We start from the raw sequence: 18,759 nt of genomic DNA on the forward strand, positions 1-18,759 counted from the left end.
CTCCAATGGCTATCGAAGGCGACAGGCTGGCGCCGAAATGCGAGGTCGGCATTGCGCTGGCTCAAGGTTGACGGCCGGTGCGACCGCCGGCTGGCGGCTTGCCGATATCATTTCAAAGTCTTGGCCGCCGTCGCCTAGGTGCGCAATGATCCCCGAGGCTTGCGTGCGATGAGGGCCCGCGCCGGAGAACGTGATGATCGCTGAGAAGGCTGCCGAAATGGGCGCTTCCAACCCTGGGAGCCAGCTCCAACGACTGATGCGGATGGCCGAAGATCAGCCGCCGCTTTTGACGGCCGTGGTCCATCCGGTCGACGTTCTATCCCTGACGGGCGCGATCGAGGCGGCGAAACGCGGGCTGATCGCCCCGATACTCATTGGCCCCAGGGCGAGGGTCGAGGCGGCGGCCCGAGACGCCGACCGGGATATTTCGGCGTTCGAACTGGTGGATGTCGAGCACAGCCATCAGGCCGCAGCGACAGCTTGTGCGATGGCGGCGAAGGGGCAGGCGGCCGCTATCATGAAGGGCGCGCTGCATACGGACGAACTGCTGGAGGCGGTCGTAGCGCCAACCTCGGGCCTGAGAACAGACCGCAGGATGAGCCACGTATTCGTTCTCGACGTGCCGAGCTACCCGCGGCCGTTACTGATCAGCGATGCGGCGCTGAACATCTCGCCGGACCTCGCCACCAAACGTGACATTGTGCAGAACGCCATTGATCTGGCTCACGCGATGGGCGAGCCGCTGCCCAAAGTGGCCATTCTTTCGGCTGTTGAAACCGTCAACCCCAAGATGATCTCGACCCTCGATGCGGCCGCCCTGTGCAAGATGGCCGATCGCGGACAGATCGTCGGGGGGCTGCTGGATGGGCCCCTGGCTTTCGACAATGCTGTATCGCTTGAAGCGGCAAGGGCCAAAGGCATCGTCTCGCCGGTAGCAGGCGAAGCTGACATCCTGATCGTCCCCGACATTGAATCCGGCAACATGCTGGCCAAGCAGCTCTTCTACCTGTCGAGCGCGCAATCGGCAGGGATCGTTCTCGGCGCCCGCGTCCCCATCATGCTTACAAGCCGCTCCGAACCGGAGGCTTCGCGCCTAGCCTCTTGCGCGCTGGCGATCCTCGTCACCCAACACAAACCCGCCAAATATGTGAGATGAGAGAGGGGGCCTCCATCCTGACCCTGAACGTGGGGTCTTCCAGCCTGAAGTTCGCCGTCTATGAAGCCGTGGCGGGGCTGCCCTTGAAAATGGAGGGCCAGATCTCGGGGTTGAATGGAACGCCCCGGATGCGCGCCCGCGCCGCAGGCGCCGCGCGGCTTGACGAGCTCTGGGGGGAACAACTGGGCCTTGAGACCGTGCTCGATCGGCTGTTCGACTGGCTGGCGCTCGACGGATGGACAGCCGACTTGGCGGCGGTCGGGCACCGTATCGTGCATGGCGGACGGGATTTCCACCAGCCTCGCATCTTGAGCGCGGAGGTCCGCGCGAAGTTAGAGGAGCTGTGCTCGCTTGCGCCGCTTCACCAGCCATTCAATCTGCGCGGAGTAGAGATCGCGGAGCGGCGCCTTCCGGGCGTACTGCAGGTTGGAGTGTTCGACACCGCTTTCCATGCGGATCAGCCGGAGGCGGCGCGCCTCTACGCCCTGCCACGAGACCTGATCGATGATGGCGTCGTGGCCTATGGCTTCCATGGTCTGTCCTATGACTACATCGCTGGGGTGTTGCGCGAGCTGGATGCAGAGAAAGCTGGCGGTCGGGCCATTGTATTGCACCTCGGAAGCGGGGGCTCGCTCTGCGCCATGGACCGCGGCCGCAGCGTCGCCACGACGATGGGTTTTTCCGCGCTTGAGGGGCCGCCGATGAGCACGCGCAGCGGATCCTTAGATCCGGGCGTCGTTCTATATCTGCTCCAATCCAGAGGCATGAGCCCGGCGGCCGTGAGCGATCTGCTCTATCGACGGTCGGGCCTCCTGGGCCTGTCAGGGCTGAGCGGGGACATGGTTACGCTGTTGGCCAGCAGCGCGCCGCACGCGAAGCAAGCGCTGGAAGTCTATGTTTACCGCATCGCCCGTGAAATTGGCTCGCTGGCCGCCGCGTTGGGCGGCTTGGACACCCTGGTGTTCACGGCCGGCGTCGGGGAGAACGCCCCAGCGATCCGCGAGCGGGTTGTCGAGCTTTGCGGATGGATTGGCGCGAAGCTCGACACGGCGGCTAACCAGGCTGGAGCGCGCCGGATCGACGCCGGCGGCGAAGTGAAAATCCTTGTCGTTCCGACCGACGAGCAATTGGTGATCGCGCGAGGCGTATACGGCTGCATTCAAGGAGAGCAGGCGCCGGCTGCGCTTGGGGCGGCAGGGTCACCGCTGCGCCCGCCAGGAGCGTGACGGCGGTGACCTCGGCGAGGCTTAGGCCCCACGCGATAGAAGCGCCTTGACTTGGCGCAACGCCGGTGACGGAGGGCGGGGGATGGTGTTCCTTTGGCTGACGGACTTCACATCCCCGCTTGCGTCCGAAATCGGCGTCGTGTCGGCGTTCCGGGTTGAGGCGGGGGAAGCGGCGAGGCTGACATGCGCGCCATGCGATTGCGACAAATCCGCGAGCCTCTCGTAGCCGAGGTTTGCGTCGATCCGACGCCGGGACCAGGTGAGGTACGGCTGCGGGTGCGAGCGTGCGGGGTCTGCCGAACAGACCTCCATATTGTCGATGGGGACCTCTCGCCGATCAAAAGTCCCGTCACGCCAGGTCACGAGATCGTCGGTCTGGTCGAGGCGGTTGGTCCGGGCGTGACGGATGTTCGCCTTGGTGAGCGCCTTGGCGTCTGTTGGCTGGCGGGGACATGCGGCGTCTGCCGGTTTTGCCGCGAGGGACGGGAAAACCTCTGCGATGCCGCCGAGTTCACGGGCTGGAGCCGCGACGGCGGGTACGCCGACTGCGTGATCGCCAGGGCCGACTTTTGCTGTCCGATACCCGCGGAATTCAGCGACGCAGACGCCGCGCCGCTGCTGTGCGCCGGCCTGATAGGATTTAGAGCGTGGCGGGCGGCCTGTGCGGGGGGCGGGGTTCGCCATCTCGGCCTCTATGGGTTTGGCGCCGCCGCGCATCTGCTCGCTCAGCTGGCGATCTTCGAGGGGCAGACGGTCTATGCGTTCACCCGCGACCAAGACGACCTGGCGCAGGCGCTGGCGATGGACCTGGGGTGCGCATGGGCTGGCGGTTCGAGTGAACGGGCGCCGATGGCCCTCGACGCCGCGATCATTTTCGCTCCGGCCGGCGAACTCGTGCCCCTCGCCCTCGCCGCCGTGCGCAAGGGGGGAGCGGTCGTGTGCGGCGGCATCCACATGAGCGACATCCCGAGTTTTGGGTATGCGCTGCTTTGGGGGGAGCGACGTCTCGTCTCGGTCGCCAATCTCACTCGGCAAGATGCGAAGGACTACTTGCCATGGGCCGCTGCTGCGGGCGTCCGACCGCACGCGATCAGCTATCCCCTGGCCGAGGCGAACCAAGCGCTCGACGATCTGCGTTCGGGAGCCTTCGCCGGCGCGGCGGTGCTTAGGCCGTAGTCCTCATCGCTGAGCTCGTGCTCACCTGCCGGGGCCGATCAGGAATTCTGAACTCCGAAATGCTGAGCGGCAGCTACCCGGACTCTGGCGAAAACGTCCGCCGCGGACTCTTCGGTCATGTCCGAAACCACGCCCCCGAAGTGGATGTGGTCGACGACCGTCAGGCCGCAGGTTCCGGCCAGGTGATTGTCGAACAATTGGGTCAAGGCGGTCATAGCACCCGTATCGCGAACCCAGCGATCTGGGGCGCCGGACGTTGTGAAGCTTATCAATCGACGTCCGGTGAGGGCGGGGTCATTGCCGCCTCGCCCAGGCTGAAATCCGAAACCCATGCCGAAGATCCGGTCGACGTACCCCTTGAGGATCGCAGGCGGCGCGTTGAACCAGAGCGGATAGACAAAGACGAATACGTCGACGTCCGCCAATCGCGCGCGCTCCCGAAGCACGTCGTCGCGGAACACCGGCGCCTTGGGGCCTGGAATTTCGGCGGCCTTGAGGCAGGGGTCGAAGCGCATGGCATAGAGATCGCGAACGTCGACCGAGTGGCCCAACTTCTCGGCGGCCGTGCGATAGGCTTGCGCAATCGACGCATTGAGACTTTTGCGGGCGGGATGCGCGACGATGACAGCGTGTTTCACTGTGATTTCCGTAGCCTGCGGTCAGAGCGCGGGGAGGCGCGGGTGGTCCGTAGCCGCCAAACCGCCCAGGGTGTCAGGGCCATCGCCAGAAGGCCAAGCGGCATCAATCCGCCGTGGATCAGATCGTAGTCGGCCAATATGCGGCTCCAATCGGCGCCCACAATCCAGCCGATCCCCAACTCGAAGGCGAGCGTGAGCAACGCCCACATGGCGCCGATCGCCAAGGCCTGTCGCGTCGTGCGGATCCGCATCCAGGGCAGCAACGCCCAGGTGATGGCGAAGATGACGGCGACTCCGACCATCACCGAGAGCTGACGCAGCGCCAGCTCCAGCGTCGGGGAGAGAAACAGGCGGCGCAGGGCGCCCTGCAGGCTCTCGGCGGCCATCAACAACAGCCAGACGAGGACGCCGCGCGAAAGGGCGTTGAGGATCGCGGACATGGCGGTCCTCACCGTGCCGTATAGCCGCCGTCGATCACCAGCTCGGCGCCGGTGACGAACTTGGCTTCATCGGAGGCGAGGTAGACGCAGCCCCAGGCGATGTCGTCCGGCTCCCCGATGTGGCCCAGCGGATGCAACGCGTCGACCGCGAGACGGCCCTGCGCCAAGTCACCCTGAGCCTTCAGATGGCCCTCGACCATTGGCGTCCAGATGAAGCCAGGGTGGACGGAGTTCACGCGAATTTTCTCTGGCGCGTAGAGCAGCGCGTCGGTCTTGGTCATCAGGCGCACCGCCCCCTTGGAGGCGTGGTAGGGGGGTACGTCGGGCGCGCCGATCAGACCGTAGATCGAGCTTAGGTTGATGATGCTGCCACCGCCGGCGCGGCGCAGGTGGGGGATCACATGCTTGACGCCAAAGAATACGCCTTTGACGTTCACCGCCTGGACCGCGTCCCATTCCGCTTCGGTCAGCTGGTCTGTCGGCTTGTCGGCTCCCGCGACGCCGGCGTTATTCACCAGGATGTCGATATGGCCGAACCGCCTAGCGACGTCGCTAAGCACATTCTCGAATTCGGCTTCGCTGGATACATCCAGGCGCCAAGCTGCAGCTTGAAGGCCGCGCTCGACGAACTCATCGACGAGCGCGTTGGCTTCGTTGAGCCGCACGTCGCAGACGGCGACCGCAGCGCCCGCCTCGGCCATTCGCAACGCTGTGGCGCGTCCGAGGCCCAAGGCGCCGCCGGTGATCACCGCGACCTTGCCGTCCAGCCTGCCCATGGAGACCTCCTTAGTCGTCCCCTGGGAACCTAGGCGCCTGGAGCGCGGGGGCTTTGCGCCGGATCAATCGGCGCGGCGGTCAGCGCGGCATGACGCGACGACGAACGTCATCCACCAGGGCAGGGAGAGGTTGGTCGCCGTCTAGGTTGATCCAGGCGCCAAGGGATCGAGGTTCGACCTGATTCAAGGCGACCTCGACCGTCGCATCCGAAGCGTCGCCTTGGCGCTGGGCGACGCGCGCGGCCCGGACCTCCGGCGGCGCGCTTACCCAAATGCCCTGAAACGCATAGCCTTGCCTCGCGCTCTCAATCCCGGCGCGGAACGAGGCGTCGCTGTAGGTGGCGTCTGCGACCACGGAAACCCCGGCGCCAAGGGCCTCACGCGCGCGATTGGCCAGGGCGTCATAGACGCTGGCTCGGGCGGCGAAGCGGTAGGATTCTTCGGTAAGCCGATCATGTGGCTTCGCTCCGGCCAGACGCTTGCGGATGACATCGGTGCGGAGAACGCGTGCGCCGCAACAGCCGGGAAGCTCGTGGGCTACAGCGCGGGCGAGGGTGCTTTTGCCGCTCCCGGACAGGCCCCCGATCGCGAGCAGCCGGGGCAAGGAGGGTTCGAGCAAGTTCCTCCCCAGGGCGCGGTAGGAGTCCGCCTCAACCAGATTTCCGGCCTCGGTGGCGACCGCCATGCGGACGGCGGCGCGGAGGGCCATAAATAGCGGCAACAACGAAAGCGCCGCTTCCGCCTCGCCGGTGGCGTCCCAGTAAGTGTTCATGGCGATGTTGGCGTGGCCGCTCAGCCCGCGTGCTCGCAGATCCATCAGCAGAAAAGCCAGATCGTAGAGGACGTCTGCGCTGGAGAGGGCGGGATCGAACTCCAAGGCGTCAAACGGCGTGACGCGCCCCTCGAAGACGCAGATATTTCGCAAGTGGAGATCGCCGTGGCCGCGGCGCACGGAGCCGGACTCCCGCCGCGCCTCAAGCACGGGCGACAGGCGCGATATCGCCCTCTCGAGCGCCTCGAACAGAGGTTGAGAGGCTGGGGCGACTCCTAGCGCTGCAGCTCCTTCCGCCTCCGTCTGGCGCAGGCCTTCCACGATGCGCCGATAATCGACTGCGTGTCCGGTTCGGCCCAGAGGAGGGAGGGATGCATGGAAACGGGCTATTGTCGCAGCAGCCTCGGCGATGAGATCGGGCGTGAGGGCGCCTTCGTCAGCCAGCTCGGAAAATAGCGCTCCATCCGGGAAGCGCCGCATCTCCACCACCCAATCCTCGATCCGGCCCTCGCCGCCGATCCGGACGTCGCCGCACGCATCGCGGGTGACCGGAAGCACCCGCCTGTAAAGGTCAGGGGCAAGCTGACGATTGACCTCCAGTTCCGCTTGGCAAGCCACGCGTCTCGCCTCGACTGACGACATGTCGCCGAACGGATGCCTGACGCTGCGCTTAAGTTTGTAGACGTGATCTCTGCCCAGGAAGACGTGCGACATGTGCGTGTCGACCCGCCGAAGCGGCCCTTCGTTCCCCGCCGCGCCGCTTTCAATCGCATCGACAATCGCGCGCTGACTTTCCTGCACGGCTGATTTGGAGTTGCGCATCGACACCTCACGCCTTGCCCGTCCGCTATCGGTCAAACGAGACCGCAGCACTCCGCAGGCGGCATTCTGACATTCGGGCGTCCCGAGCACGATTGACTTGGCTCAACGCGTGCGAGGGGCGAGGCCTCAAACTTGTTTTGGTCGGGCTCGCTCGGGAGAAACGGCATGTTCCTGAATCGCACGGAGGCCGGGCGCCAGCTGGCGGACACCCTCGCCGCGCGCAACTTCGCAGCCCCGATCATCTATGCCTTGCCACGGGGCGGCGTTCCGATCGCGATAGAGATCGGGCGGCGGCTAAACGCGCCAGTCGACATCGTGCTGGTGCGGAAGATCGGGGCGCCGGGCTCGCCGGAACTCGCAGTGGGAGCGGTGACGGATGGCGCCGAGCCCCTTACCGTCATCAATCCAGACGTGGCGCGCCTAACTGGGGCCAGCGACGAATACCTCCAGCAGGCGCGGGGGCGCGAATTGGCTGAGATCGAGCGCCGCCGTAATCTCTACCTCGGGGATCGCCCACGGCCGAGTCCGGCAGGTCGCACGGCGATCATCGTCGATGATGGCCTTGCGACCGGCGCCACTGCTCGCGCGGCCGGCGCCGCGTTGAGAGCGCAGGGGGTTGGGCGCCTGGTGCTCGCGACGCCGGTAGCGCCAGCTGAGGCGATTGCGGCCCTCGCGGACTCGTTCGACGACCTCATTTGTCTGGAAAAGCCTGAACCCTTCCATGGGGTGGGCGCGTGGTACCAGGATTTCCATCAACTGTCGGACGAAGAAGTCATCGAGGCCCTCCGCGAGTTTTCGGCGGGTCGCTAGTGGTCACGCTCGCGGGCCGCGCCTGAGGCCTCCCGCTACCCTCTCCGCTGGGCCAAGCTCCTCAATTGGGCCACTACGCGCTCATGAGGCGCACCATAGGCGATCGGTTCGACAAACCTGCCGTCGGCGTCGAACAGGTAGACGGACGACGAGTGATCCACGGTGTAGGTCCCGCCCTCGACCGGGACTTTCCTGTAGTACACGCGGTAGGCCTTGGCGGCCTCGGCGATCGCTTCCGGGGTTCCTGTGAACCCCCGGATTCTCGGGTCGAAGTTGGATAGGTAGAGCTTCATCTGCTCGGGCGTGTCGCGGGCCGGATCGACCGATACGAAGACGACATTGAGCTCGTCGGCTTCAGGGCCAAGTGTCTTCAGTGCTGAAGTCAACTCCATCAGCGTCGTGGGACAGACTTCGGGACAATAGGTGAAGCCGAAGAAAATCGCCGTCGGCTTGCCTATCAGGCTCTTCTCGGTCACCGGCGCTCCTGTCATTTCGACAAGTTCGAAGGGGCCGCCGATGGGCGCGCCGGCGTCGGCTGGCTTGGGTGTGGCGCGCAGGCCGATGATCGCGATCGTCCCGATCAGGAGCGTCGCCATCAGCGCAAAGCTCAGAAGGATTTTGCCTTGCCGCGTCACCGGCCATGCTCCTGAGAGTGGCCGCCGGGCATGGCGGGCAGGCGAATGGGGGCGTTGATCGTCTGGGCAGGAGCCTTGGCGAACTTCAGCGTCAGCGGGACGCGTTCGCCCTCGGCGAGTTGCTGCTTCGGAGCAATGAGCATCAGGTGCTCGGCGCCGGGCTTGAGGGCGACCGGTGTCGCCTTCGGCAGGGCTAGGCCGTCGTCCAGCTTGCGCATGCGCATGACGCCGCCGGTCATGTCCATGGTGTGGATTTCGCCGCGGTCGGCGACGGTCGTCTCGACCCCGACCAGGCGGTCGTCGACGTTTGCGGTCAGCGTCAGGTAGCAGGCGCCAGCCAGAGCGCCCGCGGGGGTCGGGCGACACCAGGCGTCGGCAACGGCCACGCTCGGCGGCGTTTCTGGCCTGGGGCTGCAGGCCAGAACGAGAGTCAGCGGGATCAGGGCGAGGACGGGTTTCATCGGAATCTCCGGAAGAGGGGGCGGCGGGCCGGTGGCCCGCCGCGTTCAAGATCAAAATGCGACGGTGACGCCGCCAAACACGGAGCGGCCGTCCCCCGGCCAATAGGCGGCTGAAGCCGCAGTCGCCTTGATCTGGGCCTGGACGTTCGAGATGTAGGCCTCGTCCGTCAGGTTCCTCATATCGATGAACAGCGAGACCTTGTCGTTGAGGGTCCAGCCGCCGTTGAGGTTGAGGATCGCGTAGGACGGGCTCTTGGTGGTGTTTTGGAAGTCCACCCAGGCGTCTGAGACGGCCCACTCCACCGACGGCGCCACGAACCAGCCGGCCGGGTGATCGTAGCGGAGTTCGGCGCGGTAGAAGTGCTCGGGCACGATCGGCAGCCGATTTTCCCGATACTGGGCGTCGCCGTCGAACCGGAAGTCCGACCAAGTGTAGGTTTGGCGTAGACGGATCTGAGGGGTGATCTTCCAGTCCAGCGCCGCGTCCAGGCCCTGGTGGATCGTCTTGTCGGCGTTGAAGGTCGTGGCCGGAATGTTCGGCCCCGGCGTGAACTGCAGCATCTCGTTGTCGAGTTGCGCGCGGTACAGGGTGACGTCCCACGTCACGGGGCCGCGGCGGCCCCGTGTCCCGACTTCCGCCGTCCAGGCCTCCTGGGCTTCGACCGGAGCGAACCCGTTCCCAGTCGGCGACATCGAGCCGTGGTTGGGCGGCTCGACCGACTTGGTGAGGTTGGCGAACACCTGAGAGCCCTGTTCGTCTTCCCAGAGCAGACCGATCCGCGGGGCGATCCAGTCGTAGTCCTTGGACGCCTTGAGATCGAAGGTGGCCGGCATGCCGGGAATGGCGAAGCTCTGATAGTCGCGGGTGGCGATACCCCAGGTGGCGCCGGCCACGAGGGCCAGTTGATCGCTCACGAACAGGCGCCCCTCGCCGAAGACGTCGCTCGCCGTGGCGTTCTGCAGGGAGCGCGAGGTCGGCGCGCCTCGGGCGCCCTTGATGTTGACGTAGAAATTGGAGTCCAGGTCGCCCTTGCGCAGCCAGACGCCGGCGTAGCCGTCGGCGCGCATTCCGGCGATGGTCCCATCCCAGTCCAGCCGCCCGAAGACGCCGTAGTTGCGGCTCTGCTGATCGATAACCTGGAAGATCGGATGATCGAGATCCTTCCAGATCGCATAGACCCCGCCTTCGAAGACGAGCTCGTCGCTCACCCGCCAAGTGCTCCTGAGCGAGCCCCGGAGCCCGCGCTGATTGCGGCTCTGGTCATTGAGTACGTTGCCGGCCGCCGCCTGGCGCGGGTCGGCGTCGAACTGAGCGCGGGTCAGGGCGCCGGGGATCTCCTGGTTGATGTTCGAGCCGTTGATGATCAGCCGCACCTCGCGGTCTTCACCAAAACCGCGACCGATGTTGAGCGAGCCGAACTGGATGTTCTGCTGGCTCTGCGGACGCCAGCCCTGGCCCGTCTGATTGGTGCCCGCGATGAACACGTCCCAGTCGCCCGCCTGGCGCGCGACCGCGATATGCTGGCGGAGCAGGCCGAACGAGCCGCCGTCGATCCGCATCTGGTTCTCGAAGCCGGCGTTCGCGCCGGTGGGCGTCACCATGTTGATCGCGCCGCCCAGCAAGGCGCCGCCAAAGCGCAACGCATTGCCGCCGCGATAGACCTCGGTGTAGCGGGCCAGCAGCGGGTCGGCGATCTGGCTATCGCCATAACCATCTGCCTCGTTGAGCGGCAAACCGTCCTGAGCGATCAGCAGGCCGCGATTGTGGTTGGCGTTGCCGATTCCTGAGCCGCGGATCGAGATGCGTATGTCGCCGCCCCATTTCTTCTGCGCAAAGACGCCAGGCGCGTCGCGGAGCATGTCATCGAGGGCGATCGCGAAGCGTTGCTCGTAGGATTCAGCCGAGATCACCGACACGGCGCCGGGCGTCTCTGAGAGGCGTTTGCGGGCGTTGGCGACGACCGCCGGATCTTCCGGGTTTGGTTGGGCGGTGACGATGACCGAGTCGACGGTCGTGGCCTGACCGTCGTCGGCGACGGCGGTGAGCGGAAAGGCGAGCGTGAGCGCGGCCGTGGAGGCCAGCAGGAGAGACTTCATAAGATTTTGGGTCCTTGCGGCTGCGGCGATGCGCAGCCGAGAGCGTGCTGAGTAGTGGCGAATGACGGCCATTGAGGCCGAGACGTCAGATCAGCAGGCTGGGAGGACCGCGGGCCGGAAGCGGGGGCGCGGCGAGGCCGCGGCCAGGCGCAAGAGTGAAGGCCGGAGTCACCGGGCTTGAGGCGGCGTAGGTAATGAACTCGACGCGAGAAGCATCGAGGAGATTTGGCGCGGGCGCGCCGACGCCGTGGCCGGCGAACAGGCAGGGATTATGGGGCGCGGCCTTCCCATCTGTCCCTTGTTCCTCATGTCCGGGCAGGACGTCGCCAGGTGCGACCACCAGCGCGCCCTGGCCCGTGCACAGCACAAGCGGGAAGGGGAGGTCGTTGGTCGGGGCCGCCGCCATGAAGCCGGCAGGAACCAAGACCTTGAAAGCCACCGCGAGCACGGCCAGCGTCAGGCAGACGCCGCGCCAGGCCGGCGACCGGCGCAGATCTGACCAAAGCACGCGGGTGCTCGTGGCCGATCGGTTCCTGATGCCGGAGGCGCGCATCAAGCCTTCCGGGGGACGCTTCTGGACGCCAGGCGGATCAGACCATCCATGCCCAACACGACGATCAGCGACACGCCGACCAGCGGATAGATGATGGCGAGCGGCACGACGACCGCGGCCAATCCGATATAGGCGCCTCGCGTCAGCGCTCTTGGCGGCGCCGCTAGCCGGCCTTTCGGCCGCCGCTTCCACCACATGACCAACCCCGAGACCCCAAGCAGCCAGATGGCGATGCATCCCGCGAGCATGACGAGCTTGTTGGCCAGCCCGTATTGCTGTCCCTGGTGGACGGCGATTCCCCATTCGATGGTCTTGGCGGCCGGGCCGAAGTCGCGATAGCCGATGTCGGCGAGCACGCGGCCGTCGGTTGGATCCAGATAGATCGTACGGGTGTCCTGCACCTTGTCGGGCATGTAGGACGCCGGCCAAGGCTTGCCCGGCGCCGACGGCAACGACAGCGCGTAGGGGCGCTTCAGGCCCGCGACGTCAGCGCTCGCGACCGCCCCGTCCAGGTCGAGAGCATGGACCTCCGCCATGTCACCCATGTCGTGACCGACATGGATGTCAGCCTCCTGTAAGGCCCAAGGAACGGCCGGCGGGTTGTGCGCCTGATGCAAGCCAGGGCCGCCAGGTGCAGTCGGGCGCCCCCAACCGGCCTCAGTCGTCATTCTGCGGACTTCCTTGCCCCAGACCGCCGACCACGGCATCCCGGTCGCGGCCAGGAACACGATGATCGCGCCGGCGAAGATGCCGGTGACCGCGTGCAGATCGCGCCAGAACACCCGCTTGGCAGGCGCGCCGCGCACGGAGACGACACCCCCGGTCTGACCGCGAGGCCACCAGAGCACCACACCGGTCGCCACCATCACAATCGCCCAACCGGCCACGACTTCGATCAGCAGGTTGAAGATTGGCCCGGCGATATCGAGGCTGTGCAGCCGCTTGACGACGTCCATGAAGCCGCCGTCGGCGATGGTCCCCAGCACGCTGGCGTCGTGCGGGTTTACATACACAGCCTGCCGGGAACCGCTCGGAGACTCGACGACGAGCTTGGCGGAGTCGGTGGGCTGGGCAGGGACGACCAGCTGAACGAGTTTGCCCGGTGCGGCGTTCAGGGCTGCGTCGGCCCAGGCCTGCGGCGCTGTCGACGTCGCAGCAGGCGGGACATGGAGAAGGCGCCGGTTGAGCGCCCCCTCGATCTCCGGCTTGAAGAGATAGAGCCCGCCGGTCAGCGCCATCAGCATCAGCACCGGCATCACCGCGAGGCCGGCGTAGAAGTGCCAGCGCCAGAAAGCGCGGTAGAGACCGCTCACGGCGGTTTCAGGCGGGCGCGCATCGGAGAGCGGCATGGCCATCACCAAGCTGAGCAGGCGCCCGTGACAACCACGCGGTCGACCGTGTTGGTCGGCGCTTCGAGGGCGGCGTCTGCGGGGGCGGAGAGTGGAAGCGCAACGCCAAGGGCTGCGCCGTATGCGAGCAGAGACTTCATACCGGGTCCTTCGACGCAGCTTGGGCGTCGTGAGCTGATGAGCAGGCGGCGATCTCGGCGCATAGGCGCGAGTCGGCGCGTCTTGGCGCGGGGCCAGGAGGTCAGATCAGCTGAGCAGGAGGTCCGCGAGGGGGAAGCGGCGGCCCTGAAACGCCACGTCCAGGAGAGACGGCCGCCGTGGGCACGGGCGCTGCGGCCGCATAGGCAGCGAATTCGACGCGCTCGATATCGCCCACCGAAGATGCCGTAGCTCCGGCGCCATGTCCGGCGAACACGCAGGGCGTCTCGTGCTTGGCCTTTTCGCTTTGATCGTGGTCGCCGTGCTTCGAAAGGGGCGCGCCAGGCTCGATGCTGACGGCGCCCTGGGCGGTGCAAAGCACGATCGGGATCGGCAGCTCGTTGCGAGGTTCGGCCGACACCATCATGCCGGACGGAACCAGGACCTTAAGCGCAACCGCCAAGGACGCCAGCGTCAGAAAGACGTGGCGCCAAACCTGTCCGAAGCTGGAATCTCGGCGCGGCACGGCGGCGCTGTTAGCTCATGCGCGCGGCGACGTCATGTGAATTCCCGCGTTGATGGCCCGAAGCGGACTCGCGGAGTCTCGCTTTCGACGCCCCGCTAATGCCGGAAACTGGCGCATTCGAGACGCAGTCTAGTGCGCTAGATTGGGCAGGTGCGTCTTGTCGTGGCGCCCCACCTTGTCCACCAGAGCCTTTTCCGCGTCCGTCATGCCGCTGACGACGACCTCGGCGCCCTGGCGACGATAGCGGAACACCACCTTGTCCACGGCGGCGACGCCGGTCAGGTCCCAGAGGCGGGCGTCAGTGAGGTCGATTTCTACGCGGCGGGGCTGGCCGTGGTGCTCGAACCCGGCTGCAAACAGGTCGGCGGACGCGAAGAACAGCTGCCCCGAGACCCGGTACCGGAGCTCACCTTCCGGCGCGTCGACCTCGTCCACGCGAATGGTCTTGCCCACCTTGCGCATGAAGAACACGGCGCTGAGCAGGACGCCCAGCATCACCCCCTTGGAGAGGTCGTGGGTGGCGACCACCGTCACGGTGGTGGCGATCATGACAATGGAGGATTGTACCGGGGTCGAGGGCAGGCGGCGCACCGAACCCCAGTCGAAGGTGTTGATCGAGACCATGATCATGACCGCGACCAGGGCCGCCATCGGGATCCTCGCGACCCATTCCTGCAGCACCAGGATTAGGAACAGCAGGAACAGGCCGGCCCATAGGGTTGAAAGCCTGCCGCGGCCTCCCGACGAGACGTTGATGATCGACTGGCCGATCATGGCGCAGCCGGCCATGCCGCCGAACAGGGGCGAGAGAATGTTGGCGATCCCCTGGCCGCGGGTCTCACGGTCCTTGTCGGACGGCGTGTCGGTCAGATCGTCCAGCAGATTGGCGGTGAGCAGACTCTCCAGCAGGCCGACGAAAGCCAGGGTCAGCGACACCGGCGCCACGACGGCCAGGGTCTCCCAGGTGAGCGGAACCTGGGGCAGGCCGAACGCCGGCAGGGTCTTTGGCATCTGGCCCATATCGCCGACCGTGCGTACGTCCAGGCCGCTCAGCATGGCGAAGGCGCTCAAGACGACGATGGCGACCAGCGGCGCGGGCACGGCCCGGGTGATGCGCGGGAAACCGTAGATGACGACGAGGCCGGCGGCGACCATGGCGTAGGTCTGCCAGTTGGCTCCGATCAGCTCGGGCGTCTGGGCCAGGAAGATCAGGATGGCCAGTGAATTGACGAAGCCGGTCATCACCGAGCGGGAGACGAACTTCACATAGCGGCCCAGCCGGAGCAGGCCGATCACGATCTGGATCACGCCGCACAGCAGCGAGGCGGCGAACAGGTACTGCAGCCCATGCTCCTTCACGAGGCCGAGCATCAGCAGCGACATGGCGCCGGTGGCCGCGGAGATCATTGCCGGCCGACCGCCTACGAACGAGATGGTCACCGCGATCACGAAGCTGGCGTAGAGGCCTACGGCAGGATCCACGCCGGCGATGATCGAAAAGGCGATGGCCTCCGGGATCAGGGCGAGGGCGACCACGGTCCCCGCGAGCAGGTCGCGGCGGGGGTTTGCGAGCCATTGCTGGCGCGCGGAAGCGATGATGGACATGCGAGTTCGAGACATCAGGCGCACGTGACGCGGGACGCATCAATTCGGCGCAGTTTCCCGGCGGATCGGCGGCCGAGATAGCCACCCGCGCAGCGGCGGGTCCGTGGTGAGGGGAACTCAATGAACTGCGGCGGCGCCTGTTGCAAGGTGCTGGTGACCGGCTCCGCCGGCTGATCCCCGCCGAAGCGGCGACAAGGCGCCTCAGGCAGAGGGCCGACCTGGACCAAACGCATGCTGGGCGCGCCAATGTGCGAGCTTTTCGAGTATGTCGTCGATCAGCTGCTCCTTCGTGAAGTCCGTGACGTCGTAGGCCGCCTTCGGAGCCATATGGTCGGCAGATGCGCGCAGGCGCCACTCGAAGGCGCGCCGACCTTCGGGAGCCTCGAGAGGCGAAAACGCCGGGAGGGGCCGGGCGATTGCGCGTAGTCGGTATTCGAAGTCGGCCGAGGGCCCTGCCGCATGCAGATAGATGCCGTCAGGCTCCCTACCGATGGACGATTCCACACCCTCGTCCGCGAGCGCGTCGCGAACCGACGACAGGGCCTCAAGTCCGGTCCCGCTCAACCGGGCTTCCGCATCGCCGCGCCGCATCGGGGCCAGGATGCGTTTGAGCCGCGCGCCCATCGGCGGTTCGCGCGACGCCGCTGCTCCGCGCAGGTCCGCCCGCATCCCGCGATGAAGTCCCCACGCCAGCAGGATCATGATGATGGCGAAGGGCAGGGCCGCGACGAGGGTCGCCGCCTGGAGCGCGCTCAGTCCTCCCGCCAGAAGGAGAAGCGCCGCCGCGCCGCCTTCGAGGCCGCACCAGTAGACCCGCTGCCATTTCGGAGTCTCATCGGCGCCGCCAGAGGCGATGGTGTCGATGACAAGAGATCCGGAGTCAGCCGAAGTCACGAAGAACACCACGATCAGGGCCACAGCGAGCGATGAGGTCACCGCCGTCCCCGGTAAATGCTCGAAGAACTTGAACAGGGCCGTGGAGAGATCGCCCGCGACCGCTTGGCTGATCGCGCCGGCCGCCTGGCCCATGTCGAGGGCCATGGCCGTATTGCCGAACACGGTCATCCAGAGGAACGAGAACGCGCTCGGCACAAGCAGCACGCCGACGACGAATTCGCGCACGGTGCGTCCGCGCGAGATGCGCGCGATGAACATGCCCACGAACGGCGACCAGGCGATCCACCACGCCCAGTAGAACAGGGTCCAGTTCGCCATCCAGCCTCGAGGCTCGTAGGCGTACAGATTGAAGGTGCGGATGAAGAAGTGGTCGAGGTAGAGCCCGAAGTTCTGGACCAGCGCCTTCAGGAGAAATCCCGTCGGGCCAACGACGAGCACGAACGCCATCAGCAGGACGGCGAGCGCCAGGTTCAATTCCGAGAGGCGGCGCACTCCGCGGTCGAGACCGGTCAGAACCGAGATGGTGGCTAGCCCCATCACGCCCGCGATCAGCAGCACCTGGGTGACGTGATCGTTGGGAACCCCAAGCAGATAAGCCAATCCGCTGTTGATCTGGGCCACGCCAAGTCCGAGGGAGGTGGCGATGCCAAAGAGCGTGCCGCAGATGGCGAAGATGTCCACGGCGTCCCCGATGGGGCCGTGGATTCGATCGCCCAGGAGCGGTCGCAGGCCTGAGCGCAAGGTCAGCGGCGCCCCCTTTCGGTGCGCGAAGAAGGCGAGGCTCAGTCCCACCACGGCGTAAACCGCCCAGGCATGGACACCCCAATGCATGAAGGTGATGACCATCGCTTCGCGGGCGGCCTCAAATGTGCCCGGGGCGGCTTCTGGAGGCGATGCGTAGTGCTGGACCGGCTCGGCGACGGCGAAGTACATGAGACCGATGCCCATGCCTGCGGCGAACAACATCGCGAGCCAGGACACATACGGAAAGTCCGGCTCGACGTCGTCGGGTCCCAAACGGATCTTTCCCAAGGGACTCAGGGCCAAATAGATCACAAAGGCCAGGAAGCCTGCGACGGCCACGATATAGAACCATCCGAAGGCGTCGATGACCCAGGCCTGGGCGGCCTTGAACGCGTAATCCGACGCGCCCGGCGCAATCGTGGCAAGAGCGAGCAGGCCGGCCACCACGACGCTGGCGCCCCAGAACACCCGCGGATTCATCTTGCGCTCAAGCATTGGATCCATCCTTCCTGTCGGACTTGGAATGGAACTCTCGGCCGTCAGGCCGAAAGCGGGCGCCCGTGCATGAGGACCAGTCGTTCGACGTCCTTCCCGCTGGGCGACTGGAAAAGCTGTAGGCCAAATTCGGGGAGTATGGCGATCAGGTGATCGAAGATGTCCGCCTGGATGGCCTCATAGGCGGCCCAGGCGGTTGTGTTCGTGAAGGCGTAGATCTCCAGCGGCAGGCCCTGCGGAGTGGGCTGCAACTGGCGAACAAGCAAGGTCATGTCCTGCGAGATCGACGGGTGCGCGTGCAGATAGGCGAGGACGTAGGCCCGAAACGTACCGATGTTGGTGACCCTGCGCGTATTCACCAGGTCGCCGCCGGCCTCGTGTACGGCCGCATTCGAACGCTCCAGCTCCGATTGCTTTTGGACAAGGTAGTCTTCGATCAGAGCAAAGCGCTGCAGACCGATCCGCTCGTCAGGAGACAGGAATCGGACGCTGCCCTGGTCGACGAGCAGCGTCCGCTTGATGCGTCGGCCGCCTGTTTCGAACATGCCGCGCCAGTTCTTGTAGGACTCCGTGATCAGTCGATGCGTCGGGATCGTCGTGATCGTCTTGTCCCAGTTCTGCACCTTGACCGTGTGCAGCGCGATGTCGATCACATCGCCGTCGGCGTGAAGTTGGGGCATCTCGATCCAATCGCCCACGCGAAGCATGTCGTTGGACGTCAGCTGCACCGAGGCGACCAGGGAGAGGATCGTGTCCTTGAAGACGAGCATCAGCACCGCCGCCATCGCCCCAAGGCCCGAAAGCAGCAGCAGCGGGGATTGCTCCATCAACGCCGCGGCGATGAGGATCGTCGCGCCAGCGTAGACGATGATCTTGAAGACCTGGAGGTAGCCCTTGATCGGGCGTGCGTCCGCGCCAGGTCGCTGTCGATACAGCGTGTTGACGACGTTGAGCGCGGCGCCTGCAGCTAGCGCAAGGGTCAAGACCATGTAGGCGCCGGCGACGTTGCGCGTCACGGTCACGACCGGCTCCGCGAGGTGCGGAATCGCCGACACGCCACGAGCGACCAGGATGGCGGGAACGACGTTCGCCAGGTGGCGCGCAACGGGTGTCAGCTCGTCCGCGACCTGCGGCCCGAGACCGATCCCCGCGCGCCAGAACAGTCGCTGAATGATCTGTCTGACGACAAAACTGACTGACGCGGCGCCTAGGGCGAGCGCAGCCAGGCCGAGCAGGCTTTGCAGCCAGGGAGGGAGGGCCGTCAGGGCTGTAAGCAGATCTTGGATGGGGTGGTCCTTGTTCAATGCAGCGGCAGCGACCGACTGCGCGGTTGGTCATCGACTGGCGGAGCGAACCGGGGAGTTTTGACACTAAGCGCAAAGCGCGCGCGCTTTCGGCTCCGTCCGCAGCTTGGCAGGCCTTGCGTCAGGTCCCGCGTGTCCC

Annotated in this window: 18 protein-coding genes and 1 other annotated feature; of the genes, 5 read left to right on the top strand and 13 right to left on the bottom strand. The window is 66.0% G+C overall.

Annotated elements, in window-relative coordinates:
* Positions 1-193 precede the first annotated feature (193 nt).
* The 3 genes from OUA97_RS05065 to OUA97_RS05075 all read left to right on the top strand — a co-directional run bounded on the left by OUA97_RS05065 (position 194) and on the right by OUA97_RS05075 (position 3,558).
* Positions 194-1,156 (top strand): bifunctional enoyl-CoA hydratase/phosphate acetyltransferase, encoded by a 963-nt coding sequence (locus tag OUA97_RS05065; RefSeq protein WP_267230729.1) that lies wholly within the window; start codon positions 194-196, stop codon positions 1,154-1,156.
* Positions 1,153-2,382 carry an acetate/propionate family kinase gene (locus OUA97_RS05070; RefSeq protein ID WP_267230730.1) on the top strand — a complete coding sequence of 410 codons (1,230 nt, stop codon included), beginning with the start codon at positions 1,153-1,155 and terminating at the stop codon, positions 2,380-2,382. The genes OUA97_RS05065 and OUA97_RS05070 overlap by 4 nt, the downstream gene beginning before the upstream one ends.
* Positions 2,383-2,565: 183 nt before the next feature.
* Entirely contained in the window at positions 2,566-3,558 is a 993-nt protein-coding gene (locus tag OUA97_RS05075; protein ID WP_267230731.1) for a zinc-dependent alcohol dehydrogenase family protein, read from the top strand.
* 38 nt (positions 3,559-3,596) lie between these two features.
* On the opposite strand, the gene OUA97_RS05080 is transcribed toward OUA97_RS05075, so the two are convergent.
* The 4 genes from OUA97_RS05080 to OUA97_RS05095 all read right to left on the bottom strand — a co-directional run bounded on the left by OUA97_RS05080 (position 3,597) and on the right by OUA97_RS05095 (position 7,006).
* Positions 3,597-4,196: an NAD(P)H-dependent oxidoreductase gene (locus tag OUA97_RS05080; protein ID WP_267230732.1), complete on the bottom strand. Its 600-nt coding sequence runs from the start codon at positions 4,194-4,196 to the stop codon at positions 3,597-3,599.
* On the bottom strand, positions 4,193-4,636 hold the full coding sequence (locus tag OUA97_RS05085) for a hypothetical protein (RefSeq protein WP_267230733.1): 444 nt from the start codon (positions 4,634-4,636) through the stop codon (positions 4,193-4,195). Before OUA97_RS05085 ends, OUA97_RS05080 begins: the two co-directional genes overlap by 4 nt.
* A gap of 8 nt (positions 4,637-4,644) precedes the next feature.
* Positions 4,645-5,412: an SDR family NAD(P)-dependent oxidoreductase gene (locus OUA97_RS05090; protein ID WP_267230734.1), complete on the bottom strand. Its 768-nt coding sequence runs from the start codon at positions 5,410-5,412 to the stop codon at positions 4,645-4,647.
* Positions 5,413-5,491: 79 nt separating this feature from the next.
* The gene (locus tag OUA97_RS05095) at positions 5,492-7,006 is read right to left on the bottom strand and encodes an AAA family ATPase (RefSeq protein WP_267230735.1); all 1,515 of its coding nucleotides are present in this window, start codon (positions 7,004-7,006) and stop codon (positions 5,492-5,494) included.
* Between the two features lie 165 nt (positions 7,007-7,171).
* On the opposite strand from OUA97_RS05095, the gene OUA97_RS05100 reads away from it, so the two are divergent.
* On the top strand, positions 7,172-7,816 hold the full coding sequence (locus OUA97_RS05100) for a phosphoribosyltransferase (RefSeq protein ID WP_267230736.1): 645 nt from the start codon (positions 7,172-7,174) through the stop codon (positions 7,814-7,816).
* A gap of 35 nt (positions 7,817-7,851) precedes the next feature.
* On the opposite strand, the gene OUA97_RS05105 is transcribed toward OUA97_RS05100, so the two are convergent.
* From OUA97_RS05105 to OUA97_RS23345, 6 genes are all read right to left on the bottom strand, one after another.
* Positions 7,852-8,451 (bottom strand): SCO family protein, encoded by a 600-nt coding sequence (locus tag OUA97_RS05105; RefSeq protein ID WP_267230737.1) that lies wholly within the window; start codon positions 8,449-8,451, stop codon positions 7,852-7,854.
* A complete protein-coding gene (locus tag OUA97_RS05110) occupies positions 8,448-8,912 on the bottom strand; it encodes a copper chaperone PCu(A)C (protein WP_267230738.1) in 465 nt (154 codons plus the stop codon). The genes OUA97_RS05105 and OUA97_RS05110 overlap by 4 nt, the downstream gene beginning before the upstream one ends.
* A 51-nt stretch (positions 8,913-8,963) precedes the next feature.
* Positions 8,964-11,009 (bottom strand): TonB-dependent receptor family protein, encoded by a 2,046-nt coding sequence (locus OUA97_RS05115; RefSeq protein WP_267230739.1) that lies wholly within the window; start codon positions 11,007-11,009, stop codon positions 8,964-8,966.
* A gap of 85 nt (positions 11,010-11,094) precedes the next feature.
* Positions 11,095-11,517, bottom strand: a complete 423-nt coding sequence (locus OUA97_RS05120) for a DUF2946 family protein (RefSeq protein WP_267230740.1) — start codon at positions 11,515-11,517, stop codon at positions 11,095-11,097.
* Positions 11,518-11,561: 44 nt separating this feature from the next.
* The gene (locus tag OUA97_RS05125; RefSeq protein ID WP_267230741.1) at positions 11,562-12,911 is read right to left on the bottom strand and encodes a PepSY-associated TM helix domain-containing protein; all 1,350 of its coding nucleotides are present in this window, start codon (positions 12,909-12,911) and stop codon (positions 11,562-11,564) included.
* Between the two features lie 241 nt (positions 12,912-13,152).
* Complete coding sequence (locus OUA97_RS23345; RefSeq protein WP_323690526.1) at positions 13,153-13,476, bottom strand: hypothetical protein; 324 nt, start codon at positions 13,474-13,476, stop codon at positions 13,153-13,155.
* On the opposite strand from OUA97_RS23345, the gene OUA97_RS05130 reads away from it, so the two are divergent.
* The gene (locus OUA97_RS05130; RefSeq protein ID WP_267230742.1) at positions 13,400-13,615 is read left to right on the top strand and encodes a hypothetical protein; all 216 of its coding nucleotides are present in this window, start codon (positions 13,400-13,402) and stop codon (positions 13,613-13,615) included. The two genes, OUA97_RS23345 and OUA97_RS05130, sit on opposite strands and share 77 nt — an antisense overlap.
* An 89-nt stretch (positions 13,616-13,704) precedes the next feature.
* Here OUA97_RS05130 and OUA97_RS05135 read toward each other — a convergent pair whose 3' ends face one another.
* The 3 genes from OUA97_RS05135 to OUA97_RS05145 all read right to left on the bottom strand — a co-directional run bounded on the left by OUA97_RS05135 (position 13,705) and on the right by OUA97_RS05145 (position 18,620).
* Positions 13,705-15,174 (bottom strand): SulP family inorganic anion transporter, encoded by a 1,470-nt coding sequence (locus OUA97_RS05135; RefSeq protein ID WP_267230841.1) that lies wholly within the window; start codon positions 15,172-15,174, stop codon positions 13,705-13,707.
* Positions 15,175-15,231: 57 nt separating this feature from the next.
* Positions 15,232-15,286, bottom strand: a sequence feature (sul1 is cis-regulatory element that is thought to sense ions involved in sulfur or methionine metabolism; They are found in Alphaproteobacteria).
* 95 nt (positions 15,287-15,381) lie between these two features.
* Positions 15,382-17,316, bottom strand: a complete 1,935-nt coding sequence (locus OUA97_RS05140) for a BCCT family transporter (RefSeq protein ID WP_267230743.1) — start codon at positions 17,314-17,316, stop codon at positions 15,382-15,384.
* A gap of 44 nt (positions 17,317-17,360) precedes the next feature.
* Entirely contained in the window at positions 17,361-18,620 is a 1,260-nt protein-coding gene (locus OUA97_RS05145; RefSeq protein WP_267230744.1) for a mechanosensitive ion channel family protein, read from the bottom strand.
* Positions 18,621-18,759 lie beyond the last annotated feature (139 nt).

It is taken from the genome of Phenylobacterium sp. 58.2.17, from assembly GCF_026411515.1.
Lineage (GTDB): Bacteria > Pseudomonadota > Alphaproteobacteria > Caulobacterales > Caulobacteraceae > Phenylobacterium.